The organism is Rubrimonas sp. (genome assembly GCF_036788415.1).
Classification (GTDB): domain Bacteria; phylum Pseudomonadota; class Alphaproteobacteria; order Rhodobacterales; family Rhodobacteraceae; genus Rubrimonas.
Genome location: NZ_DAIQNN010000044.1, coordinates 1 through 25,318, shown reverse-complemented (window position 1 = coordinate 25,318; position 25,318 = coordinate 1). Strand labels below are relative to the sequence as shown.

General features: G+C 69.7%; 20 protein-coding genes and 2 pseudogenes. 17 read left to right on the top strand and 5 right to left on the bottom strand.

Annotated elements, in window-relative coordinates; translation table 11 throughout:
* On the top strand, positions 1-3,251 hold a 3,251-nt coding region (locus tag V7Q31_RS11290; RefSeq protein ID WP_333833959.1), incomplete at its 5' end, for a DNA-directed RNA polymerase subunit beta'.
* Positions 3,252-3,315: 64 nt separating this feature from the next.
* On the opposite strand, the gene uvrB is transcribed toward V7Q31_RS11290, so the two are convergent.
* The gene (gene uvrB, locus V7Q31_RS11285; protein ID WP_333833958.1) at positions 3,316-5,484 is read right to left on the bottom strand and encodes an excinuclease ABC subunit UvrB; all 2,169 of its coding nucleotides are present in this window, start codon (positions 5,482-5,484) and stop codon (positions 3,316-3,318) included.
* A 169-nt stretch (positions 5,485-5,653) separates the two neighbouring features.
* Here uvrB and V7Q31_RS11280 point away from each other — a divergent pair, with 169 nt between their 5' ends.
* The 10 genes from V7Q31_RS11280 (at position 5,654) to V7Q31_RS11235 (ending at position 17,906) form a co-directional block, all read left to right on the top strand.
* Positions 5,654-6,574 (top strand): glycine--tRNA ligase subunit alpha, encoded by a 921-nt coding sequence (locus V7Q31_RS11280; protein WP_333833957.1) that lies wholly within the window; start codon positions 5,654-5,656, stop codon positions 6,572-6,574.
* Positions 6,575-6,821: 247 nt separating this feature from the next.
* The gene (locus V7Q31_RS11275) at positions 6,822-7,250 is read left to right on the top strand and encodes a DUF6446 family protein (RefSeq protein ID WP_333833956.1); all 429 of its coding nucleotides are present in this window, start codon (positions 6,822-6,824) and stop codon (positions 7,248-7,250) included.
* 7 nt (positions 7,251-7,257) lie between these two features.
* Positions 7,258-9,552, top strand: a complete 2,295-nt coding sequence (gene glyS / locus V7Q31_RS11270; protein WP_333833955.1) for a glycine--tRNA ligase subunit beta — start codon at positions 7,258-7,260, stop codon at positions 9,550-9,552.
* A 2-nt stretch (positions 9,553-9,554) separates the two neighbouring features.
* On the top strand, positions 9,555-12,230 hold the full coding sequence (ppdK, locus tag V7Q31_RS11265) for a pyruvate, phosphate dikinase (RefSeq protein ID WP_333833954.1): 2,676 nt from the start codon (positions 9,555-9,557) through the stop codon (positions 12,228-12,230).
* On the top strand, positions 12,227-13,171 hold the full coding sequence (locus V7Q31_RS11260) for an ArgK/MeaB family GTPase (protein ID WP_333833953.1): 945 nt from the start codon (positions 12,227-12,229) through the stop codon (positions 13,169-13,171). The genes ppdK and V7Q31_RS11260 overlap by 4 nt, the downstream gene beginning before the upstream one ends.
* A gap of 180 nt (positions 13,172-13,351) precedes the next feature.
* Positions 13,352-14,116: a cell wall hydrolase gene (locus V7Q31_RS11255; RefSeq protein ID WP_333833952.1), complete on the top strand. Its 765-nt coding sequence runs from the start codon at positions 13,352-13,354 to the stop codon at positions 14,114-14,116.
* Between the two features lie 215 nt (positions 14,117-14,331).
* Positions 14,332-15,951 carry a cytochrome ubiquinol oxidase subunit I gene (locus V7Q31_RS11250; RefSeq protein WP_333833951.1) on the top strand — a complete coding sequence of 540 codons (1,620 nt, stop codon included), beginning with the start codon at positions 14,332-14,334 and terminating at the stop codon, positions 15,949-15,951.
* Positions 15,952-15,957: 6 nt separating this feature from the next.
* The gene (gene cydB / locus V7Q31_RS11245; RefSeq protein WP_333833950.1) at positions 15,958-17,109 is read left to right on the top strand and encodes a cytochrome d ubiquinol oxidase subunit II; all 1,152 of its coding nucleotides are present in this window, start codon (positions 15,958-15,960) and stop codon (positions 17,107-17,109) included.
* 14 nt (positions 17,110-17,123) lie between these two features.
* A complete protein-coding gene (cydX, locus tag V7Q31_RS11240) occupies positions 17,124-17,240 on the top strand; it encodes a cytochrome bd-I oxidase subunit CydX (RefSeq protein ID WP_333833949.1) in 117 nt (38 codons plus the stop codon).
* Between the two features lie 207 nt (positions 17,241-17,447).
* Complete coding sequence (locus V7Q31_RS11235; protein WP_333833948.1) at positions 17,448-17,906, top strand: PACE efflux transporter; 459 nt, start codon at positions 17,448-17,450, stop codon at positions 17,904-17,906.
* 67 nt (positions 17,907-17,973) lie between these two features.
* On the opposite strand, the gene groL is transcribed toward V7Q31_RS11235, so the two are convergent.
* The 3 genes from groL to V7Q31_RS11220 all read right to left on the bottom strand — a co-directional run bounded on the left by groL (position 17,974) and on the right by V7Q31_RS11220 (position 20,570).
* Complete coding sequence (gene groL, locus V7Q31_RS11230) at positions 17,974-19,611, bottom strand: chaperonin GroEL (protein WP_333833947.1); 1,638 nt, start codon at positions 19,609-19,611, stop codon at positions 17,974-17,976.
* A gap of 48 nt (positions 19,612-19,659) precedes the next feature.
* Positions 19,660-19,974, bottom strand: a complete 315-nt coding sequence (groES, locus tag V7Q31_RS11225; protein WP_333833946.1) for a co-chaperone GroES — start codon at positions 19,972-19,974, stop codon at positions 19,660-19,662.
* 164 nt (positions 19,975-20,138) lie between these two features.
* Complete coding sequence (locus V7Q31_RS11220; RefSeq protein WP_333833945.1) at positions 20,139-20,570, bottom strand: DUF3429 domain-containing protein; 432 nt, start codon at positions 20,568-20,570, stop codon at positions 20,139-20,141.
* 82 nt (positions 20,571-20,652) lie between these two features.
* Between V7Q31_RS11220 and gluQRS the strand changes: the two genes are divergently transcribed.
* The 5 genes and pseudogenes from gluQRS to V7Q31_RS11195 all read left to right on the top strand — a co-directional run bounded on the left by gluQRS (position 20,653) and on the right by V7Q31_RS11195 (position 24,699).
* Positions 20,653-21,552 (top strand): tRNA glutamyl-Q(34) synthetase GluQRS, encoded by a 900-nt coding sequence (gene gluQRS / locus V7Q31_RS11215; RefSeq protein WP_333833944.1) that lies wholly within the window; start codon positions 20,653-20,655, stop codon positions 21,550-21,552.
* Entirely contained in the window at positions 21,549-22,823 is a 1,275-nt protein-coding gene (locus V7Q31_RS11210) for a DNA polymerase IV (protein ID WP_333833943.1), read from the top strand. Before gluQRS ends, V7Q31_RS11210 begins: the two co-directional genes overlap by 4 nt.
* Before the next feature lie 25 nt (positions 22,824-22,848).
* Positions 22,849-23,196: pseudogene (locus V7Q31_RS11205) on the top strand (OB-fold nucleic acid binding domain-containing protein); the annotation flags it as partial.
* Between the two features lie 252 nt (positions 23,197-23,448).
* Positions 23,449-23,907 carry a YtoQ family protein gene (locus V7Q31_RS11200; protein WP_333833942.1) on the top strand — a complete coding sequence of 153 codons (459 nt, stop codon included), beginning with the start codon at positions 23,449-23,451 and terminating at the stop codon, positions 23,905-23,907.
* A gap of 12 nt (positions 23,908-23,919) precedes the next feature.
* Positions 23,920-24,699 (top strand): alpha/beta fold hydrolase, encoded by a 780-nt coding sequence (locus V7Q31_RS11195; RefSeq protein WP_333833941.1) that lies wholly within the window; start codon positions 23,920-23,922, stop codon positions 24,697-24,699.
* Positions 24,700-24,934: 235 nt separating this feature from the next.
* Here V7Q31_RS11195 and V7Q31_RS19205 read toward each other — a convergent pair.
* A pseudogene (locus V7Q31_RS19205) lies at positions 24,935-25,111 on the bottom strand (phospholipase D-like domain-containing protein); the annotation flags it as partial.
* Between the two features lie 71 nt (positions 25,112-25,182).
* Between V7Q31_RS19205 and V7Q31_RS19200 the strand changes: the two are divergent.
* A partial coding sequence (locus V7Q31_RS19200) for an integrase core domain-containing protein (protein WP_442976508.1) occupies positions 25,183-25,318 on the top strand: 136 nt, incomplete at its 3' end.

Here is a 25,318-nt window from a genome sequence, read left to right as displayed (position 1 = left end):
AGGGCCGGTTCCGCCAGAACCTGCTCGGCAAGCGCGTCGACTTCTCGGGCCGCTCCGTCATCGTGACCGGCCCCGAACTGAAGCTGCATCAGTGCGGCCTGCCCAAGAAGATGGCGCTGGAGCTGTTCAAGCCGTTCATCTTCGGGCGGCTCGACGCCAAGGGCTATTCGAGCACCGTCAAGCAGGCGAAGAAGCTGGTCGAGAAGGAGCGCCCGGAAGTCTGGGACATCCTCGACGAGGTGATCCGCGAGCATCCCGTGATGCTCAACCGCGCGCCCACGCTGCACCGCCTCGGCATCCAGGCCTTCGAGCCCGTGCTGATCGAGGGCAAGGCGATCCAGCTGCACCCGCTGGTCTGCTCGGCCTTCAACGCCGATTTCGACGGCGACCAGATGGCCGTGCACGTCCCGCTGAGCCTCGAAGCCCAGCTTGAGGCCCGCGTGCTGATGATGAGCACCAACAACGTGCTCTCGCCTGCGAACGGCAAGCCGATCATCGTGCCGTCGCAGGACATGGTTCTGGGGCTCTACTACATCACGCTCGAGAAGATCGGAGAACCCGGCGAGGGCATGAAATTCGCCGATCCTGCGGAAATCGAGCACGCGCTCGCGGCGGGTCTGATCACCATCCACTCCAAGATCACCACCCGCTTCCACACCGTGGACGACGAGGGGAACCCGGTCGTCGAGCGCGTCGAGACGACGGCGGGGCGGATGCTGCTCGCCGAGCTTCTGCCCAAGAACCCCAACCTCAAGTTCAGCCTCGTCAACCGGCTGCTGCGCAAGCGCGAAGTCGGCGAGGTGATCGACGAGGTCTACCGCCACTGCGGCCAGAAGGACTCGGTGATTTTCTGCGACCGGATCATGACGCTCGGCTTCCACCAGGCGTTCAAGGCCGGCATCTCCTTCGGCAAGGACGACATGATGATCCCGCCTGAGAAGTGGGACATCGTCGACGCGACCCGCGCCCAGGTGAAGGAGTTCGAGCAGCAGTATCAGGACGGGCTCATCACCCAGGGCGAAAAGTACAACAAGGTCGTGGACACCTGGGCCAAGTGCACCGACCGGGTCGCCGACGCCATGATGAAGGAGATCTCCGCCGTCCGCATGGACGATGCGGGCCGGCAGCTCGAGCCCAACTCCGTCTACATGATGAGCCATTCCGGCGCCCGCGGCTCGCCCACCCAGATGAAGCAGCTGGCGGGGATGCGCGGCCTGATGGCCAAGCCCTCCGGCGAGATCATCGAGACGCCGATCATCTCGAACTTCAAGGAAGGTCTGACGGTGGGCGAGTACTTCAACTCGACCCATGGCGCCCGCAAGGGTCTGGCCGACACCGCGCTCAAGACCGCGAACTCGGGGTATCTGACGCGGCGTCTGGTCGACGTCGCGCAGGACTGCATCATCATCACCGAGGATTGCGGCACCGAGACCGGCATCACCACGCAGGCCGTGGTCGACGGCGGCACGATGATCTCGACGCTGGCCGAGCAGATCCTCGGGCGCGTGCCCAATGAGGACGTGGTCCACCCGGCGACCGGCGAGGTGATCGTCCATCGCGGCCAGCTGATCGAGGAGCGCGACGCGCTCGCGATCGACAAGGCGGGCGTGCTGTCGGTCTACATCCGCTCGCCGCTGACCTGCGCGCTCAAGGATGGCGTCTGCGCCCAGTGCTACGGGCGCGACCTCGCCCGCGGCACGCGCGTCAACATCGGCGAGGCGGTGGGCATCATCGCCGCCCAGTCGATCGGCGAGCCGGGCACGCAGCTGACCATGCGCACCTTCCACATCGGCGGCGCGGCCAACGTGGCCGACACCTCCTTCGTGGAATCGACGCAGGAAGGCAAGATCGAGATCCGCAACCGCAACCTGATCCAGAACGCCTCCGGCGACACCATCGTGATGGGCCGCAACGTGCAGCTCCTGATCCGCGACGATCAGGGCCGCGAGCGCGCGACCCACAAGCTGCTCTACGGCTCGCGCCTGCTGGTGACGGAAGGCCAGGAGGTCAAGCGCGGCCAGCGTCTGGCCGAGTGGGACCCCTACACCCTGCCGATCATCGCCGAGAAGGCGGGCGTGGCGCGGCTGGTGGACCTCGTGCAGGGCATCTCCGTGCGCGAGGAGACCGACGACGCCACCGGCATCAGCCAGCGGATCGTCTCGGACTGGCGGTCCGCCGGCAAGAGCGCGGCCGACCTCAAGCCCGCCATCTCGCTGATGGAGAAAGTCGAGGACGGCTCGCTCAAGACGGCGGACGTGGTGCGTCTCGATAACGGCAACCCCGCCCACTACTTCATGTCGGTCGACGCGATCCTGTCGGTCGAGGATGGGCAGGACGTGGCCGCCGGCGACGTCATCGCCCGCATCCCGCGCGAAGGCGCCAAAACCAAGGACATCACGGGCGGTCTGCCGCGCGTGGCGGAGCTGTTCGAGGCGCGCCGGCCCAAGGACCACGCGATCATCGCCGAGATCGACGGCTATGTGCGCTTCGGCAAGGACTACAAGAACAAGCGCCGCATCACCATCGAACCGACCAACGGCGAGGGCGAAGGCGCCGAGTATCTGATCCCGAAGGGCAAGCACATCACCGTTCAGGAAGGCGACTTCATCCAAAAGGGCGAGTATTTGCTCGACGGCAACCCGGCCCCCCATGACATCCTCGCGATCCTGGGCGTCGAGGCGCTGGCCAACTACCTGATCGACGAGGTGCAGGAGGTCTATCGTCTGCAGGGCGTGAAGATCAACGACAAGCACATCGAAGTGATCGTCCGGCAGATGCTGCAGAAGGTCGAAATCTCGGAAAGCGGAGAGACCACGCTTCTGCCCGGCGAACAGATCGACCGGATCGAGTTCGACGAGATCAACGCCAAGGCGGAAGCCGAGGGCCGCGAACCCGCCAAGGGCGCGCCAGTCCTGCTCGGCATCACCAAGGCGTCGCTCCAGACCCGCTCCTTCATCTCCGCCGCCTCCTTCCAGGAGACGACGCGGGTGCTGACCGAGGCGGCGACCCAGGGCAAGCGCGACAAGCTGGTGGGTCTGAAGGAGAACGTGATCGTCGGCCGCCTGATCCCGGCGGGCACGGGCGGGGCTGCGGCGCGTCTGAAGCAGGTCGCCGCCGACCGCGACCGCCGCGTGATCGCCGAGCGCGAGGCCGAAGCGGCGGCTGCGGCCGCAGCCGCCGCCCCGAGCGACGCCGACGCCTTCGCCGTCATCGAACACGACGCCGACGAAAGTTCGCTGATCGTCGAGTGACGCCGACGCCCCAAATGCGACCCCGAAGCCCCGGCCCTCGCGCCGGGGCTTCGTCGTTCCGGCCTCAGCTCTTGCGCACCCGCCGCGCCTTGCCGCCGCGCATCCCCGCCTTGCCCGCCGTCGACCGGCCCGACGCCTTGACCGCCGCCTCCGCCGCGTCCGCCACCGCCGCCTGACGCGCCATCGGATCGTCGGCCACCGCCAGCTCCACCGCCTCCAGCCGCCGCACTTCGTCGCGCAGCCGCGCCGCCTCCTCGAATTCGAGGTTCTCGGCGGCCTTCAGCATCTGCGCCCTCAGCGCCGCGAGATGCGCGGCGAGGTTGGCGCCGACCTGCGGCGCGTCGATCTGCGGCGTGACATGGTCGCGCTCGTAGACCGACTGGAGAATGTCGCCGATGTCGCGCTTGATGGTCTGCGGCGTGATGCCGTGCGCCTCGTTATAGGCGAGCTGGCGGGCGCGGCGCCGCTCGGTCTCGGCCATCGCGCGCTCCATGCTCCCGGTGATCCTGTCGGCGTACATGATCACGCGCCCGTCCACATTCCGCGCCGCCCGTCCGATGGTCTGGATCAGCGAGGTCTCCGAGCGCAGGAACCCCTCCTTGTCCGCATCCAGAATCGCCACCAGCGCGCATTCGGGAATGTCGAGCCCCTCGCGCAGCAGGTTGATGCCCACCAGCACGTCGAACGCGCCGAGCCGCAGGTCGCGCAGGATCTCGATGCGCTCGATGGTGTCGATGTCGGAATGCATGTAACGCACCCGCACGCCCTGCTCGTGCAGATACTCGGTCAAATCCTCCGCCATGCGCTTGGTGAGCGTCGTGACCAGCGCGCGGTTCCCGGCGGCGGCCACTTTCCGGATTTCGTCCAGCAGATCGTCCACCTGCATGCTGACCGGACGGATTTCGACCGGCGGGTCGATCAGCCCGGTCGGGCGGATCACCTGCTCGACGAACACGCCGCCCGAGCGTTCAAGCTCCCATTTGCCGGGGGTGGCGCTCACGAACACCGATTGCGGGCGCATCGCGTCCCACTCCTCGAACTTGAGCGGTCGGTTGTCCATGCAGGAGGGCAGGCGGAAGCCGTATTCCGCCAGCGTGAACTTGCGCCGATAGTCGCCGCGATACATGCCGCTGATCTGCGGCACCGTGACATGGCTCTCGTCGGCGAAGACGAGCGCGTTGTCGGGGATGTATTCGAACAAAGTGGGCGGCGGCTCGCCCGGTTTGCGGCCCGAAAGATAGCGGCTGTAATTCTCGATCCCGTTGCAGGAGCCGGTCGCCTCCATCATCTCGATGTCGTAATTGGTGCGCTGCTCGATGCGCTGGGCCTCCAGCAGCTTGCCCTCGGCCTCGAACTGCTTGACCCGCACGCGCAGCTCCTCGCGGATTTCCTTCACCGCCTGATTGAGCGTCGGGCGCGGCGTGACGTAGTGCGAGTTGGCGTAGACGCGCACATGGGTCAGCGCGTTGGTGCGCTCGCCGGTCAGCGGGTCGAACTCGTCGATGCGCTCCAGCTCCTCGCCGAAGAAGCTCAGCCGCCAAGCCCGGTCCTCCAGATGCGCCGGCCAGACCTCGAGACTGTCGCCCCGCACCCGGAAGCAGCCGCGCTGAAAACTCAGATCGTTGCGCTTGTATTGCTGGGCGACGAGTTCGCGCATCACCACGCGCTGGTCGTAGTTCAGCCCCGTCTTGAGGTCCTGCGTCATCGCCCCGTAGGTCTCGACCGCCCCGATGCCGTAGATGCAGGAGACCGACGCCACGATGATCACGTCGTCGCGTTCGAGCAAAGCGCGGGTGGCCGAATGGCGCATCCGGTCGATCTGCTCGTTGATCTGGCTCTCCTTCTCGATATAAGTGTCCGAGCGCGGCACATAGGCTTCCGGCTGATAGTAGTCGTAATAGCTGACGAAATACTCGACCGCGTTGTTTGGGAAGAAATGCTTGAACTCGCCATAGAGCTGCGCGGCCAGCGTCTTGTTCGGCGCGAGGATGATCGCGGGGCGCTGCGTCGCCTCGATCACCTTGGCCATGGTGTAGGTCTTGCCGGTGCCGGTGGCGCCGAGCAGCACCTGATCGCGCTCGCCGCCCTCCACTCCCTCGGCGAGTTCGGCGATGGCGCGCGGCTGGTCGCCGGCGGGGGCGAATTCCGAGACCATTTCGAGCCGCACGCCGCCTTCGAGCTTGTCGCGGCGAGCCGGCTTCTGCGGGACGGTGACGAGGGTCTCTGCGGTCATGCGGCGCGCCTCCTGCAACCCCTCGCAAGCTAGCGGGCCTCGGGCGCCGCTTCAAACGCGCAAACGCAGGGGCCGCGCCCTTCGCCCGCCGATGCTGCGCCGCACGCGCGACATTGACCGGCGCCGGACCCGCGTCTAGGGTCCGCCGGCCCATCCGCCGGAGCCTCCGATGACCCCGACCGACGCCCCGCGCTCGTTTCAGGAGATCGTCCTGCGCCTTCAGGCCTACTGGGCCGGTCGCGGCTGCGCCGTCCTCCAGCCTTACGACATGGAAGTCGGCGCCGGCACTTTCCACCCCGCGACCACGCTGCGGTCGCTCGGCCCGAAGGCGTGGGCGGCGGCCTATGTCCAGCCCTCGCGCCGCCCCACCGACGGGCGCTACGGCGAGAACCCCAACCGCCTCCAGCATTATTACCAGTTCCAGGTGCTGATCAAACCCAGCCCGCCCGACCTGCAGGAGCTCTATCTCGGCAGCCTCGCCGCCATCGGGATCGACCTGCGGCTGCACGACATCCGCTTCGTCGAGGACGACTGGGAAAGCCCCACCCTCGGCGCCTGGGGCCTCGGCTGGGAAGTCTGGTGCGACGGGATGGAGGTGAGCCAGTTCACCTATTTCCAGCAGGTCGGCGGCCACGACTGCCGCCCGGTCTCGGGCGAGCTCACCTATGGGCTGGAGCGGCTGGCGATGTATGTGCTCGGCGTCGAGCATGTGATGGACATGCCGTTCAACGATCCGCAAGCGCCGATCCCGCTCACATATGGCGACGTGTTCCGCCAGACCGAGCGCGAATACAGCCGCTGGAATTTCGACGTCGCCGACACCGCGATGCTGCTGCGCCATTTCGAGGACGCCGAGGCCGAGTGCCGGGCGATCCTCGACGCGCCCCTCGCGGACAAGGCGGGCCGCGAGATCGTCATGGCGCACCCCGCCTACGACCAGTGCGTCAAGGCCAGCCACGCCTTCAACCTGCTCGACGCGCGGGGCGTCATCTCGCCGACCGAGCGGCAGGCCTACATCGCCCGCGTGCGCGCGCTCGCGAAGGCCTGCGCCGACGCGTATCTGACCACGCCTCAAGGTGGTGCGGAGTGAGGACGAGGCGGCGCACCACGTCAGGCGCGCGCAGCCTCGATCAGCGGCTCTCCTGCGGAGAGCCGCCGAGGCTGTCGCCCGGAGGCTCCCGCCGGAGGGCGAGAGGCGCCGAGCCGCCGCATCGGTCGCCGATCGGACTGCGGGCGCCCGGGCGGACGCGCTTGCGCGGCCGCCAAGGGGCGGGCGGCCGCGGGCCGATCCGACGCGGGTCGGATCGGCCAAGGGCCTCTGTCCGCCAGAGGCGCCAATGAGCGGCCGCGCCCTCGTCATTGGCCTGCTCGCCTTCGCCGTCCTGTTCGGCGCGGGCCTCTGGTATGCGCAAGTCTACGCCTATTACGACCGCGTGGACGGGCTCGACGCCGTCCTGATCGGCGGCGTCGCCGTCCCCGTCTCCGACTATCGCGGCCTCGACGGCGCCAGCTCGCCGCTCAAGCTGCGCGGCTGTTTCCGCCTCGACCCCGCCGCCGTGATCGCCCCCGACGCGCCGAACCCCGCGCCGCTCTCCACCCCCGGCTGGTTCGACTGCTTCGACCCCGAAGCCATCGCCGCCGACATCGCAGCGGGCCGCGCCCGCGCGGTGATCGCCGCAGAGAACGAGCCCGCCGGCTTCATCCGGATCGTGGCCTTCCGCCCCGACGGGCGCGCCTTCCAATGGCGCCAGACCGAACTGGACTAGACCAAGCATGCCCGACCTGCTGCTCGAACTCCTGTCCGAGGAAATCCCCGCCCGCATGCAGGCGCGCGCCGCCGCGGACCTCAAGAAGCTCGTCACCGACGGCCTCGTCGAGCGTGGCCTGACCTATGAGGGCTGCGCCGCCCATGCCGGCCCCCGCCGCCTGACGCTCGACATCCGCGGCCTGCCCCGCGAAACCCCCGCCCTGCGCGAGGAGCGCAAGGGCCCCCGCGCCGACGCCCCCGCGCAGGCGATCGAGGGGTTCCTGCGCTCGACCGGCATCGCCCGCCACCAGTTGGAGGAGCGCGCCGACAAGAAGGGCGCGGTCCTTTTCGCCGTGATCGACAGGCCGGGCCGCCCCGCCCCCGACGTGATCGCCGAAGTCGTCGCCGAGACCGTGCGCGCTTTCCCCTGGCCGAAATCCATGCGCTGGGGCGACGGCGCGCTGCGCTGGGTCCGCCCGCTCCGCTCGATCCTGTGCCTGCTGTCCGACGAGGCGGGCTCGGAAGTGGTTCCCTTCGAGATCGACGGGATCGCCAGCGGCGCGACGACAGTCGGCCACCGCTTCATGGCTCCCGCCGAGATCAGGCCCCGCGACTTCGACGACTACGCCGCGCGCCTTGAAGCGGCCCGCGTCGTTGTCGACGCCGAGGAGCGCGCCCGCGGCATCCTGCACGACTCCCGGACGCTGGCCTTCGCCCGCGGGCTGGAGCTGGTCGAGGACGAAGGTCTGCTGCGCGAAGTGGCGGGGCTGGCGGAATGGCCGGTCTGCCTGATGGGCGAGATCGGCGCGGAGTTCCTCCACCTCCCACCCGAAGTGCTGCGGACCTCGATGAAGGAGCACCAGAAGTTCTTCTCGGTGCGCAACCCCGCCACGGGCCGCATCGAGAATTTCGTCACCGTCGCCAACATCGAGGCCCCGGACGGCGGCGCCGCGATCCTCGCCGGCAACCGCCGCGTCCTCGCCGCCCGCCTCTCCGACGCCCGCTTCTTCTGGGAGAATGACCTGCGCGTCGTGCAAGGCTGGGGGCTCGACGGCATGGCGGCGATGGCCGCGCCTTTGGCGTCCGTCACCTTCCACGGCAAGCTCGGCTCCCAGACCGACCGCGTCGCCCGCATCGCGGCGCTGGCGCGCGAGATCGCGCCGAGCGTGGGCGCGGACCCGGACGCCGCGGAGACAGCCGCCAAGGTGTGCAAGGCCGACCTCGCCTCCGCGATGGTCTACGAATTCCCCGAACTGCAAGGCGCGATGGGCCGCTACTACGCGGATGCCGCCGGCCTGTCGCCCGAGATCGCCGCCGTCTGCGCCGAGCATTACGCGCCCCTCGGCCCCTCCGACGCCGTGCCCACCGCGCCGGTCAGCGTCGCCGTGGCGCTGGCCGACAAGATCGACATGCTGACGGGCTTCTGGGCCATCGACGAGAAGCCGACGGGGAGCAAGGACCCGTTCGCGTTGAGACGGGCGGCGCTGGGGATGATCCGGATCGTAGTTGATAGCCATATGGCAATCTGCCTAAGCGACATACTAAATAATCATTTGCGATCTCTTGCAATTCAAATGCTCAAGAATGGCCTTGCTGGCCACTATTTTGATAATGGGCAAGGTGAAGAGGAGATGTACTGGGGAAATTATTGGATATCTCCCGATAACTCTGTTGTTGAAATTGGAAGCAGTATTATTCTAGAGCAGATACAAAAAAGAAAAGTTTACCTTTCTGGGATGGGAATTCAACAGAGCAGCACCGGCTCTCACGATCCGTTAGTCGTGGAAGAGGTTACCCAATCTCTCCTCTCCTTCCTCCACGACCGCCTCAAAGTCGCCCTCCGCGACAAGGGCGTGCGCCATGACGTGATCGACGCCTGCCTGCCGCTCCCCGGCAATGACGACCTCGTCCTCCTCGTCCGCCGCGTCGAGGCCCTCCAGGCCTTCCTCGCCACCGAGGACGGCGCGAACCTGCTCACCGGCCATCGCCGCGCCGCCAACATCCTCGCCGCCGAGGAGAAAAAGGACGGGGTGGAATATTCCCTCGACCCCGACCCCAAATTCGCCGAAGGCCCCGAGGAGAAGGCCCTGTTCGCCGCCCTCGACGCATCCGAGCCCGCCATCGCGCAGGCGCTCGAAGCGGAGGACTTCGCCGCCGCCATGACCGCGCTGGCCGCCCTGCGCGCGCCCATCGACGCGTTTTTCGAGAAGGTGACGGTGAACGCGGAAAACGGCATCCTGCGGCGCAACCGCCTGTGCCTCTTGCGCCGCATCCGCAGCGCGATGGAGCAGGTCGCGCTGTTCGCGCAGATCGAAGGGTGAGCATGGACGTCGCCGCGCCCGACATCGTCGACCTCGCCGACGCGCTCGACCCCGAGCGCTTCGGCGAAAAGGCGGCGCGGCTGGCGCGGCTCGCCCGCGCGGGCGCTGCAGGCCCCCCCGGCTTCGCCCTCTCCATAGCCCTCGGCGCCCGCATCGGAACGGAGGGCGCCGCCGCCGTCCGCCCCGCCCTCGACGCGGCGCTGCAATCCCTCGAAGCCCGCCGGGGCCGCGGGCTCGGCGACCCCGACCGCCCGATGCTGCTCTCGGTGCGCGCCAGCGCCGGCCACGGCGCGTCGGGGGCGCACGCCATCCTCAACATCGGGGCGACGGCGGCGACCGAAGCCGGCCTCGCCGCCCGCATCGGCCTGCGCGCCGCCCGCGACCTGCGCCGCCGCCTGATCCAGAGCTTCGCGCCGCAGGCGATGGGGGTCGACCCCGAGGCGCTCGAACAGGCGCTGTTCGACCGCGTCAAGGCCGCCGGCGCCGACGACGAATCCGGCCTTGACGACGCCGACCTCGCCGCCCTGATCGCCGACTATCTCCGAGTCGTGGAGGAGGAGACCGGCGCCCCCTTCCCCGACGACCCCGCAGCGCAACTCCTGCTGACGCTGGAGGCTTGCGCCCGCGCCTGGAACGCCCCGCGCGCGCGCCTTCTGCGGCGGGCGCATGGCGACGACCCCGACGAGGGGCTGGGCTTCGTCGTGCAGGCGATGGCGCTCGGCGTGGGCCCCGGCCTGTCGGGCGCCGGCCTCGCGCAGGCGCGCGACGACCGCACCGGGGCCACGATGCTGTCGGGCCGCTGGCTGCCCCAGGCGCAGGGCGAGGACGCGCTGATGGGCCTGCGCACCCCCGCCCTCGTCTCCGCCGCCCAGCGCAAGGCCGCCGGCGTTCCCGAGCCGTCGCTCGAGGAGCAGGCGCCCGAGACGGCGGCGGCCCTGCGCGACCTGCTCGCCCGCGCCGAAACCGCGCTCGGCGACGCCTGCCGCATCGAATTCACCATCGAGGACGGGGTCGTCGAGGCGCTCGACGCCCAACCCCTGCCCCGTTCCCCCCGCGCCGCCGTCCGCATCGCCGTCGAACTGGCCGAGGCCGGGCTGATCTCGCGCGAGGACGCGCTGCTGCGCGTCGACCCGCGCCTGCTGATCGACCATCTCCACCCCACGGTCGATCCCTCCGCCCGCCGCGACGTGATCGCCCGCGGCCTGCCCGCCTCGCCCGGCGCGGCCGCCGGGCCGCTGGTCTTCACCGCCGAAGCCGCCGAGCAGGCCGCCGCCCGCGGTGCGCCCGCCATCCTCGCCCGCGTCGAGACGAGCCCCGAGGACATCCGCGGCATGCATGTCGCCGCCGGCGTCGTCACCGCGCGGGGCGGCATGACGAGCCACGCCGCCGTGGTCGCGCGCGGGCTGGGCGCGCCCTGCGTGGTCGGCGCGTCCGACATCCGCATCGACCATGCGGCCGGGACCCTCAAGACGCGCGACGGCCGAATCTTCCGCGAGGGCGAGGTGTTGACCGTGGACGGCGCGGCGGGCGAGGCGATGGCGGGCCGGGCGCCGATGATCCAACCGGAACTCACCGGCGCCTTCGCCACGCTGATGGACTGGTCGGCCGCGTTCAAGCGCATGGGCGTGCGCGCCAACGCCGACACCCCCGCCGACGCCCGCGTCGCCCGCCGCTTTGCGGTGGACGGGATCGGGCTGTGCCGCACCGAGCACATGTTCTTCGAGAAGGGCCGCATCACCGCGATGCGCGAGATGATCCTCGCCGAGGACGCGGCGGCGCGGCGCGAGGCGCTGTCGCGTCTCCTGCCCTGGCAGCGCGCCGATTTCGTGGAGCTGTTCGAGATCATGCGCGGCCTGCCGGTGACGATCCGCCTGCTCGACCCGCCGCTGCACGAGTTCCTGCCCCATGGGCGGCGCGAGATGGCGGAGCTGGCGGCGGCGATGGGCGTCTCCGTCGACCGCGTCGAGGCCCGCGCGGAGGAGCTGGCGGAGTTCAACCCGATGCTCGGCATGCGCGGCTGCCGTCTCGGGGTCACTCTGCCCGAAATCTACGAGATGCAGGTCCGCGCCATCCTCGAGGCGGCGCTCGACGCGGCGGAGGGCGCCGAGGCGGTGGTTCCCGAAATCATGGTCCCGCTGGTCGCCACGCTGCGCGAGATCGAGCTGATCCGGGCGCGCATCGACGCCGTGGCCGCAGCAGTCGCCGCCGAGCGCGGCGCCGTTCCCGCCTACAAGGTCGGCTGCATGGTCGAGACGCCGCGCGCCGCGCTGCGCGCCGAACAGATCGCCCAGGCGTCGGAGTTCCTCAGCTTCGGCACCAACGATCTGACGCAGATGACCTACGGCCTCAGCCGAGACGACGCCGGGCGCTTCATGCGCGACTACATCGCCGCCGGCGTGTTTCCGGTCGATCCCTTCCATTCGCTCGACATCGAGGGGGTGGGCGAGTTGCTGCTGATCGCCGCCGAGCGCGGACGGCGCGGGCGGCCCGGCGTCACGCTCGGCCTGTGCGGCGAGCATGGCGGCGACCCGGCCTCGGTGCGGTTCTGCGAGCTGGCGCATTTCGACTACGTCTCCTGCTCGCCCTTCCGCGCGCCGATCGCGCGGCTGGCGGCGGCGCAGGCGCACATCCTCGCGCGGCGCGGCGAGATCGCCGCCGCGGTCGGGAACGGCGCATGACCCCGCTGGAGAGCTTGCGCGCCGGCGGCAAGCCGGCCCTCGCCCGCGCGCTGGCGCGGCTGGAATCGCGCCCCGACGCGGCGGAGACGCTGGCGCTCCTCGACGCCGCCTGGGCCGAGCAGAACGGCCATGCGCTGGGGATCACCGGTCCGCCCGGCGTCGGCAAGTCGACGCTGATCGACGCGCTGATCCGGGCGTGGCGGGGGCGCGGGCGGACCGTGGCGGTGATCGCGGTCGACCCGTCCTCGCGGCGGTCGGGCGGCGCGCTGCTGGGCGACCGGACCCGCTTCAGCATAGACCCCGAGGATCAGGGCGTGTTCGTGCGCTCGATGGCGGCGCGCGACCGGTTGGGGGGGCTGGCAGACCTCGCCTTCCCGGCGCTCGCCCTGATGCGCGCCACCCATGATCTGGTCGTCGTCGAGACGGTGGGGGTCGGCCAGTCCGAGACCGAGATCGTCGACATCGCCGACAGCGTGATGTTCTGCGCCCAGCCCGGCTCGGGCGACTCCCTGCAGTTCATGAAGGCGGGCGTGATGGAGATCCCCGACCTCGCCGTCGTCACCAAGGCCGACATGGGGGCGCCGGCGCGGCGCGCGCTCGCCGATCTGCGGGGCGCGCTGTCGCTCGCGGCGGGGCGCGAGGCGCCGGCGGTCCTCGCCGTCTCCGCAACTGCGGGCGAAGGGATGGACGCGCTCGTCGAAGCGCTGGAGGCGCGCATCGCGCAGGGGGCCGCGGCGCCCGCCGCGCGGGCCGACCGCCTCGCCCGCCACATCGCCCTGTGGGCGGAGAATGCGATTCGCGCCGAGTTCGGGGCGCGCGGCGCCGCCGCGTCGGCGCGCGACCTGACGGCGCTTTCGAGCGATTCGAATCCCTTCTCGCGTGTGGCCGCGGCGCGGCTTCGCCTTGAACGGGCATTCGCTGTCGGAATCTCGCAACACTGACCCCCTTAAGGCGTCGTTGACCAACTCGCCCGCGCACGGCCGGTTCGCGCGCGACGCGCGGCTTTGTATGAGTCCCGCGTGCAACGATTTGCGTAAAAATTGACGCGTCTCGCTCGTTTCCACGGCGCGGGGGGCGTCGGCCCGATGCGCAGCGGGTCGGCGCGGATGACGAGGTGACAGATGAGGATCAGCAGGCTCGCAGCCTGGGCGGCGTTTTGCACGCTGTGCGTTTTTTCACTTTCCGGCCTGCCCGATCCGGTGCGGGCGGCCCCGAACCTGTCGGATGCGGTTCAGCGGACCGCCGACCTCGACAGGCTCGACGGCGCCTCCTTTCCGGCGGCTGACGCGGCGATTCCCGCGCATCGCTCGGCGCTATCGACCACCCCGCTCGATCTTGCGGCGCTCACAGCCGAGGACGCGCAGACCCGGGACATCGGCCTCGACGCATCCGGCGAGATGACCGAAGCGCTGATGCTCGGCGATCTGACGGGGGCGGTGGACCTGTCGGAGATCGACCGCATGCCCGCCAAACGTGGCGGCTCCGAGTGGCGTTGCCTCGCCGAGGCGATCTATTTCGAGGCGCGCGGCGAGAGCCTCGCCGGCCAGATGGCGGTCGCCGAGGTGATCCTCAACCGCGTCGACAGTGCGAGATACCCCTCAACGATCTGTTCCGTGGTCATGCAGGGCGCGCATCGGCGCAACGCCTGCCAGTTCTCCTACCAGTGCGACGGCGTACTGAACCGGATCACCGAACCCGATGCATTCACGCGCGCCGGCAAGATCGCCCATCTGATGCTGAAGGGCCGCCCGCGCGTGCTGACGGGCGCTGCGACGCACTACCACGCGACCTATGTGCGCCCCGACTGGGCGCGCAGGCTGGTCCGCACCGCGCGCATCGAACGGCACATCTTCTACCGTTACCCGACGCGCCTCTCGTCCAACTGACGCGCCGCCCGCGCAGCCCTGCGCGGCGACGGTCTCCGACCCTGCGACAGGCGGGGCGCGGCGCTTTGCGCCAATCCGCGCAATCGCGCATTCGGCCTGCGACATTTTGGGCTGTTTGACCTGCGTCAACCTTCGCTCCCGCAAAGTTTGCAATCAGGGTCGAAACCCGCGCCTTGGATACGGGTTTCTGGAGCCACAAGCTGGGAGCGCCCGTCATGGAGTTCGGCGTCGTCGAACTGTCGCGATTGCAATTCGCCTCGACCGCGATGTTTCACTTCCTTTTCGTCCCCCTCACTCTGGGGCTGTCCATCATCGTCGCCATCATGGAGACCGTCTACGTCATGACGGATCGCCCGATCTGGCGGCAGATGACGAAGTTCTGGGGCACGCTGTTCGGCATCAACTTCGTGCTGGGCGTCGCCACGGGCATCACCATGGAATTCCAGTTCGGCATGAACTGGAGCTACTACAGCCATTACGTCGGAGACATCTTCGGCGCGCCGCTGGCCATCGAAGGGTTGATGGCGTTCTTCCTCGAAGCGACCTTCGTCGGCCTGTTCTTCTTCGGATGGGACAAGCTGTCGAAGGTCGGCCATCTGATGACCGCTTGGGCGGTGGCCATCGGCTCCAACTTCTCCGCGCTGTGGATCCTCATCGCGAACGGCTGGATGCAGAACCCGGTCGGCGCGGTGTTCAACCCGCAGACCATGCGCATGGAAGTGGGCAGTTTCTTCGACGTGCTGTTCAACCCGGTCGCGCAGGCGAAATTCGTGCACACCGTCTCGGCGGGCTACGTGACGGCGTCGCTCTTCGTGCTCGGCGTGTCGGCCTGGTATCTGCTCCAGAACCGCCACACCGAGCTCGCCCGCCGCTCGATCGCGGTGGCGTCGAGCTTCGGACTGGCCTCGGCGCTCTCGGTGGTCGTGCTCGGCGACGAGTCCGGCTACTCGGCCAACGAAAACCAGAAGATGAAGCTCGCCGCGATGGAGGCGATGTGGCACACGGAGCCCGCTCCCGCCGCCTTCACCGCCATCGGCTGGCCCGATCAGGAGGCGCGGGAGACCCATTTCGCGATCCACATCCCGTTCGCCATGGGCCTGATCGCGACGAGGTCGCTGACCGAGGAGATCCCCGGCATCGTCGATCTGGTGGAGGCGACCAAGCCGCGCATCCGCTCCGGCATGATCGCCTATGACGCGCTGCTCGAGATCCGCGAGGCGGGCCCCAAAGGCGAGATCGACCCCGCGACCCAGGCGCGCTTCGAGGAGCACGGGGCCGATCTCGGCCATGCGCTGCTGCTCAAGCGCTATATCGACGACCCGCGCGAGGCGACCGACGCGCAGATCGACGCCGCCGCCTGGGACACCGTGCCCGCCGTCGCGCCGCTGTTCTGGACCTTCCGGATCATGGTGGGGCTGGGCTTCTACTTCATCCTGCTGACCGGCTTCTTCTTCTGGATGTCGTCCTTCCGCGACCTCAAGGTCAGCCGCACGGCCCTCTGGGTCGCGGTCGGTTCGATCCCACTTCCCTGGATCGCGGCCGAGGCCGGCTGGTTCGTCGCCGAATACGGCCGTCAGCCCTGGTCGGTCGAGGGCGTGCTGCCGACCGCGGTCGCCGTCAGCCATCTCAGCATCACCGACGTGGCGCTGACCCTTGCGGGCTTCACGGTCTTCTACTCGATCCTCTTCGTCGTCGAAGTCTCCCTGATGCTGAAGTACATCCGCAAGGGTCCGTATCTCGACACCGACGCCGTCGAGCAGTGGGAGGCCGAACGCGCCGCGGGTCCGCGGTCGCGCTCCGCCGGACTCTCGCCCCTCGCAACGCCTGCGGAGTGACCTGTCATGATCCTGCATGAACTGATGGACTACGAGACGCTGCGCGTCATCTGGTGGGTGCTGCTCGGGGTGCTGCTGATCGCCTTCGCCGCCACGGACGGATTCGACATGGGGGTGGGCACGCTGCTGCCCTTCGTCGGGAAGACCGACCTCGAGCGCCGGGTGGCGATCAACACGGTCGGCCCGGTCTGGGAAGGCAATCAGGTGTGGTTCATCCTCGGGGGCGGCGCGATCTTCGCCGCCTTCCCGACGCTCTACGCCGTCAGCTTCTCGGGCTTCTACCTCGCGATGTTCGTGGTGCTGGCCTCGCTCATCCTGCGGCCCGTCGCCTTCAAGTACCGCTCCAAGCGCGACGATCCCAAATGGCGCAACCGCTGGGACTGGGCGCTCTTCGTCGGCGGCACCGTGCCGCCGGTGATCTTCGGCGTCGCCATCGGCAACACCATCCAGGGCGCGCCGTTCCGGCTGAACGACGACCTGCTGTCGATCTATGAAGGCTCCTTCTTCGCGCTGCTCGACCCGATCTCGCTGCTGTTCGGGCTGACGGCGCTGGCGATGACCGTCATGCATGGCGGGGCGTGGCTGGGGCTGAAGGCCGACGGTCCGGTGGCCGAGCGGGGCCGCGCCATCGGCGAGAAGGCCGCGCTCGCGGTGATCGCGCTGTTCGCGCTGAACGGCCTGATCCTCGCGACGCTGGTGCCGGGCTATCAGTTCGTGAACCCGGTCGACACCGCCGGCCCGTCCAACCCGCTCTTCAACGAAGTGGCGCGCGGCGGGTCGTGGCTGTCGGCCTATGCCGAGCGGCCCTGGATCGTCTTCGCGCCGATCATGGGCTTCGCCGGGGCCGCCGGGGCGTGGCTCGGTCTGCGGGCGCGCAACGAGGGGCTGACTTTCCTGTCCTCCTCGGCCTCGGTCGCGGGGATGATCCTGACGGTCGGGCTGACGATGTTCCCGTTCATCCTGCCGTCCACGCTCGACCCGAACTCCAGCCTGACGGTCTGGGATTCGACGTCGAGCCACAAGACGCTCTTCATCATGCTGTTCGCGACGGCGATCTTCCTGCCGTTGATCCTGCTCTACACAGCCTGGGTCTACAAGGTGCTGTGGGGCAAGGTCGACGAGGACAGCGTCGCCGCCTCGTCCGACACCGTCTACTGAAGGAGTTTCGAGAAATGTGGTATTTCGCCTGGATCCTCGGCCTGCCGCTGGCCGTGATGTTCGCCGTGATGAACGCGATGTGGCTCGAGAACAAGGCCGACGAAGCCCGCTGGCGCGACCAGAACCGCTGACGCGCCGCAGCTGCGAAAACCAACCCCGCCCGTCGCGAAACGGGCGGGGTTTTTGGTTCGGCTGGCCCTTTTGTTTCCAAAAAGACCGAAAATTATTCGGCCTCACGTATTTTTTGAAGTCGCCTTAGAGAATTTCGATTTGCCGACACCATTCGACATATTAGCATCCCATCTGTCGGTGCATTCATTATGACGAAAGGGTGACGCATGGCGCTTCGTACCTTCCGTGAACGCGTGTTCCAGACTTTCCTCTATGAAATCGGTGGCCTGGCGCTCGTCACGCCGGTCTATTCGGCGCTGTTCGACGTCGGCGCGGCCGACTCGCTGGCGCTCATGGCGGTGCTGTCGGTCGCCGTCCTCGCCTGGTCGCCACTGCACAACGCGGCCTTCGACCTCGCCGAATGGCGGCTGGCGCGCCGCGTGGCGAGCGACCGTCCGCACGGGTTGCGCGTCCTGCACGCGGTCTCGCACGAGACGACCACGATCGTGGTCACGGTGCCGCTGATCATGCTGTTCGGCGGACACGGCTTTTGGGAGGCGTTGGCAATCGACGTCGGCCTGACGGTCTTCTACGCCGCCTACGCCTATCTCTTCTTCGTCGCCTATGACCGGCTGCGCCCGCTCGCGCCCGCAGCGGCGCCGCCCGTTCCAGACCCCGCACAATGAAAAGCGCCGCCCGGGTCTCCCCGGGCGGCTCTGTCTCGCTGTCCCTCGGACGGGGCTCAGGTCGGGATCACATCATCCCGTCCATGCCGCCCATGCCGCCCATGCCGCCGCCGGCGCCCTTCGGTTCGGGCTTCTCGGCGACCATGGCTTCAGTGGTGATGAGCAGGCCGGCGACCGACGCCGCGTCTTCGAGCGCGGTGCGCACGACCTTGGCGGGGTCGATGATGCCGGCCTTCATCAGGTCGCCATAGACTTCGAGCTGCGCGTCGAAGCCGAAATTGCGGTCGGTCGACTCGCGGACCTTGCCGGCCACGACCGAGCCGTCGACGCCGGAGTTCTCGGCGATCTGGCGCAGCGGGGCCTCCAGCGCGCGGCGCACGATGGCGATGCCCGCCTTCTGGTCCTCGTTCTCGCCGACGAAGCCTTCCAGCACCTTCGCGGCGTGGACGAGGCAGACGCCGCCGCCCGGCACCACGCCCTCCTGCACCGCGGCGCGGGTGGCGTTCAGCGCGTCGTCGACGCGGTCCTTGCGCTCCTTCACCTCGACCTCGGTCGAGCCGCCGACGCGGATCACCGCGACGCCGCCAGCGAGCTTCGCCAGACGCTCCTGGAGCTTCTCACGGTCGTAGTCCGAGGTGGTCTCCTCGATCTGCTGCTTGATCTGGGCGACGCGCGCCTCGATCTCGGCCTTCTCGCCCGACCCGTCGACGATCGTGGTGTCGTCCTTGGTGATGCGGATCTTCTTGGAGCGGCCCAGCATGTCGAGCGTGACGTTCTCGAGCTTCATGCCGAGGTCGTCGGAGATCACCTGACCGCCGGTCAGGATCGCGATGTCCTGCAGCATGGCCTTGCGGCGGTCGCCGAAGCCCGGGGCCTTGACGGCGGCGATCTTCAGGCCGCCGCGCAGCTTGTTGACGACGAGCGTGGCGAGCGCCTCGCCCTCGACGTCCTCGGCCACGATCAGCAGCGGGCGCTGCGTCTGGATCACCGCTTCGAGCAGCGGCACCATCGGCTGCAGCGACGAGAGCTTCTTCTCGTGCAGCAGGACGTAGCAGTCCTCAAGCTCGGCCACCATCTTGTCGGCGTTGGTGATGAAGTAGGGGCTCAGATAGCCGCGGTCGAACTGCATGCCCTCGACCGTCTCGAGTTCGAACTCCATCGACTTCGACTCTTCGACGGTGATGACGCCCTCGTTGCCGACGGTCTGCATCGCCTCGGCGATCTTCTCGCCGATGATCTTCTCGCCATTGGCCGAGATGGTGCCGACCTGGGCGACTTCCTCGGAACCGGTGACGGGACGCGCCATCGCCTTGATCTCGGCGACGACCTTGAGCACGGCGGCGTCGATGCCGCGCTTGACGTCCATCGGGTTCATGCCGGCGGCGATGGTCTTCATGCCCTCGACCATGATCGCCTGGGCGAGAACGGTCGCGGTCGTGGTGCCGTCGCCGGCGGTGTCGTTGGTCTTCGAGGCCACTTCGCGCACCATCTGCGCGCCCATGTTCTCGAACTTGTCGGAGAGCTCGATCTCCTTGGCGACCGAGACGCCGTCCTTGGTGATGCGGGGCGCGCCGAACGACTTGTCGAGCACGACGTTGCGGCCCTTGGGCCCGAGCGTCACCTTCACCGCGTCGGCGAGGGTGTTGACGCCGCGCATCATGCGGTCGCGGGCGTCGGAATGGAAGCGGACTTCTTTCGCAGCCATGTGTCTATTCTCCTGAAATGTCTGACGAGATCACGCAGGCGGCGTCGATCAGGCGGCCTTCTTCGCGGCGGCCGAACCCTCGATCACGCCGAGGATGTCGCTCTCCTTCATGATCAGGAGGTCCTCGCCGTCGATCTTGACTTCGGTGCCCGACCACTTGCCGAACAGGATGCGGTCGCCGGCCTTGACGGCCATCGGGATCAGCTCGCCGCTGTCCTTGCGGGCGCCTTCGCCCACCGCGATCACTTCGCCTTCCTGCGGCTTCTCCTTGGCGGTGTCGGGGATGATCAGCCCGCCGGCGGTCTTCGCGTCGCTCTCGATGCGGCGGACCAGAACGCGGTCGTGCAGGGGCTTGAAGTTCATGCTGTCGCTCCCTCAATGCATGTTTCGGTCGGCGGGAGGCCTCAGGCTGTTAGCACTCCCCGCCGGCGAGTGCCAACCGGCTGAGCGGCAGATAGGAGCCGAAGGCGCGCGCGGTCAAGAGGGAAGCGCATCCGACCGCGCGAATTTTGCGCGACATGCCCGCTTCAGGCGAACATCGCCGCCACCAGCGAGGGCACGGCGACCAGCGTCAGCGGCGCGCGCAGCGCCGGCCACCATTTCGGCGCGCCGCCGAAGCGCGTCAGCGACAGGTCCGCGACCAGAAGATAAGCCAGCCCCGCAGCCAGCAGCCCCAGATTCAGCGGCGCCGGGCTCGTCAGCGCCACCCAGGCCCAGAGCGACGGGCTGACGGCGTAAAGCAGCGGCCAGAGCTGCGGCCCGTCGCCCATCCCCGCCGAGGCGAGCCCCCAGCGGCAGCCCCCAAGAAAGGCGAGAATCGTCGCCGCGTAAGCCGCCAGCCACTGCACCGCCGGCGTGTCCGGCGCGGCGAAGGCGAGGGCCGCGAGGCCGACGAAGGGGATCAGCCCGGCGAGGCCCAGAAGCTTCGCGGCCTGCGGCACGTCTTTCATGGCGAACATGGAAACCCTCGCGCGAATCTGCGATTCTCAACGCCAGGCGCGGGCGCGCCGACGCGCGCCGCCCTGCTTAGAGGCCGTCCCCGTGGCTGACAACCGATCTTCTCCCGCCGATCCGCCGGTCGAACGCTTCGCGCCCAGCCCGAGCGGACGGCTGCATCTCGGCCACGCCTTCTCCGCAATGCTCGCCCATGACGCCGCGCGCGCCGCCGGCGGGCGCTTCCTGCTGCGCATCGAGGATCTCGACGCCGGGCGCAGCCGCGAGGGCTTCGCCGCCGCCATCGCCGAAGACCTCCGCTGGCTCGGCCTGCGCTGGGACGGCCCCGTCCTGCGCCAGTCGGGCCGCGCGGACGCCTACGCGCAGGCGCTGGCCCGGCTCGAAGCTTTGGGCGTCCTCTACCCCTGCGGCTGCACCCGCGCCGACATCGCCGCCGCAGCCGCCGCCCCGCAGGAAGGCGCCGACGCGCCGCCGGTCTATCCTGGAACCTGCCGCAACCGCACGGCGCCGCCCGACGGCCCCGTCGCCCAGCGCCTCGACCTCGCCCGCGCGCTGGAGGCGCTCGGCCCAAGCCTGCCGCGCCTCGGCTTCACGGAGATCGGCGCCGGCCCGCAGGGCGAGACCGGCTGGCGCCCGCTCGACCCCGACGCGCTGCTGCGCCGCGAGGGCGACGCGGTGCTGGCGCGCAAGGACGCCGCCGCCGCCTATCACCTCGCCGTCGTGGTGGACGACGCCGCGCAGGGCGTCACCCATGTCACCCGCGGCGAGGACCTGTTCGCCGCGACCGCGCTCCATGTCGTCCTGCAGGCGCTGCTCGGCCTGCCGACGCCCGCCTACCGCCATCACCGCCTGATCCGCGACGCCTCGGGCCAGCGCCTCGCCAAGCGCGACGACGCCCGCAGCCTCGCCAGCCTGCGCGACGCCGGCGCATCGCCCGACGACGTCCGCGCCATGGTCGGCCTTGCGCCCGCGGAGACGGCCCCATGACCCTCGCCGAGAGCGCCCTATGCCGCGACTGCCTGACGGTCGCGCCCGCCGCCGCAAGCCGCTGCCCCGCCTGCCGCTCGCCGCGCCTCCTGCGCCATCCCGAACTCTTCGACCCCGCGCTGCAGATCGCCCATGTCGATTGCGACGCCTTCTTCGCCGCCGTCGAGAAGCGCGACGACCCCTCGCTCCGCGACAAGCCGGTGATCGTGGGCGGCGGGCGGCGCGGCGTCGTCAGCACCGCCTGCTATGTCGCGCGCATCCGCGGCGTCCGCTCGGCGATGCCGATGTTCAAGGCGCTGGCGCTCTGCCCCGACGCGGTGGTGCTGAAGCCGCGCTTCGACGCCTATGCGCAGGCCTCGCGCGCCATTCGCGCGATGATGGAGGCGCTGACCCCCGCCATCGAGCCGCTGTCGCTCGACGAGGCGTTTCTCGACCTGTCGGGCACCCGGCTCCTGCACGGCGCTCCCCCCGCCATCCTGCTGGCGCGGCTCGCCCGTCAGGTCGAGCGCGAGGTGGGGCTCACCGTGTCGGTCGGTCTGTCGCACAACAAGTTCCTCGCCAAGATCGCCTCCGACCTCGACAAGCCGCGCGGCTTTTCGGTGGTCGGGCGGGCGGAGACCGAGGCGTTCCTCGCCGACCGCCCCGTGAGCGCGATCTGGGGCGTCGGCGCGCGCACCCGGGCGGCGCTGGAAGCGGAGGGGCTGCGCACGCTCGCCGATCTGCGCCGGGCCGATCCGCGCGCGCTGGTCGCGAAGTTCGGCGCGTCGGGGCTGCGGCTGCAGGCGCTCGCCCATGGCCGCGACGCACGCCGGGTCGAGCGCGACGCCGAGATCAAGAGCATCTCCAACGAGATCACCTTCGAGACCGACATCGCCGACCGCGACCTGCTGGAGGGCCATCTCTGGCGGCTGTCGGAGAAGGTCTCCGGGCGGGCCAAGGCGCGGGGGCTGGCGGGGAGGGTGGTCACGGTGAAGCTCAAGCGCGCCGATTTCCGCCTGATCACGCGGCGGCGGGCGCTGCGGTCGCCCACGCAGATGGCCGACGCGATCTGGCGCGCGGCGCAGGGGCTTCTTACGCAGGCGGGCGAGACCGGGCCGCTTCGGCTGATCGGCGTCGGCCTGTCGGACCTCTGCCCCGAGGCGGCGGCGGGGGCTGAGGCCGACCTGCTCGACCCCGGCGCCGGCGCGCGCGCCGAGGCCGAGCGCGCCGCCGACCGCATCCGCGCCCGCTTCGGCGCCGGCGCGATCTTCAAGGGGCGCGCCCTGCGCTGACTTGCGGCGCCACAATGTTCCGTTTATGTTCACTCACATGACCACGCCCCCCTCCTGGCCGCGCCCGCCCGCCTGCATCCCTGCGGCGCAGCTCGACGCGCCGCCGCAGGGCGCGCTGGTGGCGGTGTGCGGGCTGGTGATCGTGCGCCAGCGCCCCGGCAGCGCCAAGGGCGTGCTGTTCGCCACGCTCGAGGACGAGACGGGGATCGTCAACGTGGTGATCTGGGCCAAGGTCTACGAGCGGTTCCGCCGCGCGGTGATCGCGTCGCGGCTGATGCGGGCGACGGGGCGGGTGCAGCGCGAAGGGCAGGTCGTGCATGTCGTCGCCGAGCGGATCGAGGACCTCTCGCATCTGCTCGACCTGCTGGCGGCGCCCGGGGCGGCCTTCGCCAACGCGCTCGCCCATGCCGACGAAGTCGCCCGCCCGGTCCCCGCCCGGCTGCCGCGCGGCGCGCGCAGCCGGGCGATGCATCCGCGCGAGCAGGCGGGGCGGCTGATCCTGCGCCCGCCCGACCCGCCCGCCTGAGCCGCCCGCCTGACCGCCGGGCGCCCTCCCATCGCCGCTCTGGACGCGCCGCCCGCCACGGGGCAGGGTCGCGCCTGTTCCGGACGAGGGGAGGGGCGCATGGGCTGGACGGTCTATCTGTCGGGCGAGATCCACACCGACTGGCGCGAGGCGATCGCGGCGCAGGCGCAGGCGCGCGGGCTCGACATCGTCTTCACCGCGCCGGTGACCGATCACGCGGCGTCCGACGATTGCGGCGCCGAGATCCTCGGGGCGGAAGCCGACAAGTTCTGGCATGACCGCAAGGGCGCCCAGCTCAACGCGATCCGCACCCGCACGCTGATCGGCAAGGCCGACGTGGTCGTCGTGCGCTTCGGAACCCAGTACAAGCAGTGGAACGCCGCCTTCGACGCCGGCTACGCCGCAGCGCTCGGCAAGCCGCTGATCGTGATGCATCCGCCCGAGCACGCCCATGCGCTCAAGGAGGTGGACGCCGCGGCGCAGGCGGTCGCCGAGACGCCCGAGCAGGTCGCGGCGCTGCTCGACTACGCGCTGACCGGCCGGCTCGGCGCCGCCTGAGCCCGGGCGCAAATGCCCAGCCAGCCGCCGCTCCTGTTCCTGCACGGCGCTTTCGCAGGCCCCGAGATCTGGACCCGCTTCGTCGCGCCCTGGTTCGCGCGGCGCGGGCGCGTGGTGTCGGCGCCGCGGCTCGCGCCTCCGGGGGCGCGCGGCGTGCGGCTGCGCGCGCTGGTGGCGGCGGCGCGCGCGGCGGCGGACGCGCTCGAGGCGCCGCCCGTGCTGATCGGCCATTCGCTGGGCGGGCTGGTGGCGCAGCATCTGGCGGCGGAGCGGCGGGTCGCGGGGCTGATCCTCGTCGCCGCGCCAGGGCCGTTCGGGCTGGGGCCGTCGCTGTGGCGGCTGAGCGCGCGGCATCCGCGCGTGCTGGCGGCGCTGATGCTCACCCAGATCGGCGGCGGCGGGCTGCTGGGGGTCGAGGCGGCGCGACGGGCGCTCTTCACCGAGGACACGCCGGAGGACTGGATCGCCGAAGTCGCGCCGGTCCCCCGCCCGGAAAGTCCGCAGGCGCTTTTCGACGGGCTGACCTGGGACTGGCCGGTCTGGCCGCTGGTGCGCCGGTCGCCGGTGCTGGCGTTGCTCGGCGACCGCGACGCGTTCATCCCGGTCTCCGACCTCGCCGCCATCGCGCTGAGCTATGGCGCGCGGACGGAGATCCTGCACGGCATGGCGCATGGCGCGCCGATCGATCCGCGCTGGCTCCGGCTGGCCTGGGCGATCGAGACCTGGCTGCAGGAGCGCGAGGCGCTCGAGGCCGGAAAGGCCGACGCGGCGGTCGGGCGCCTGACGGAGTGAGCGCCCGTCGCGCCGGCTGGAGCGGAGATCCATCCGAAAGAAGCAGTTCACGCGGTGGGGACCGTTGTTTTGAAAGAAGAGAACCGGATTTACCGAGTCCCTCGGCTCGGCTTGCGCGCTGGAGCGGCTCGCACTGCCCCGCGACGATCCGGTCGATCTCCGCGGGCACGGGAAGCGCGAAATCCCGCTCCATCGCCTCGAAATCGGGGTCGGTGGGACCGAGATCGCCGATCGCAAGGATGTTCTCGTCGTTCCCATGGTTCGCCGGCCCGGTGTAGTTGAAGCTGCCCGCGACGATGCAGCGGTCGTCCAGCACCATCAGCTTGTGGTGCAGCTTGCGCGCGCCGCCCCGGCTTGGGGGCTTGAGCTGGCGAGTCTCCACCCCCGCCTTGGCGCAACTTGTGGCTCGCAGCCCAGACTGACCTGACCCCTTGTTTCTCCTGCACGGCGTGCTGGAATCCCGACCATCAGGAAGGGACCGGAATGAAACGCAGCAGGTTCACCGAGGAACAGATCATCGGCATCCTCCGGGAGCAGGAGGCCGGGGCGAACCCTTTCGCCGAAAGCTTCCAGGGCCGGATGCGCGACGAATGCCTCAACGAGCACCTGTTCTTCTCGA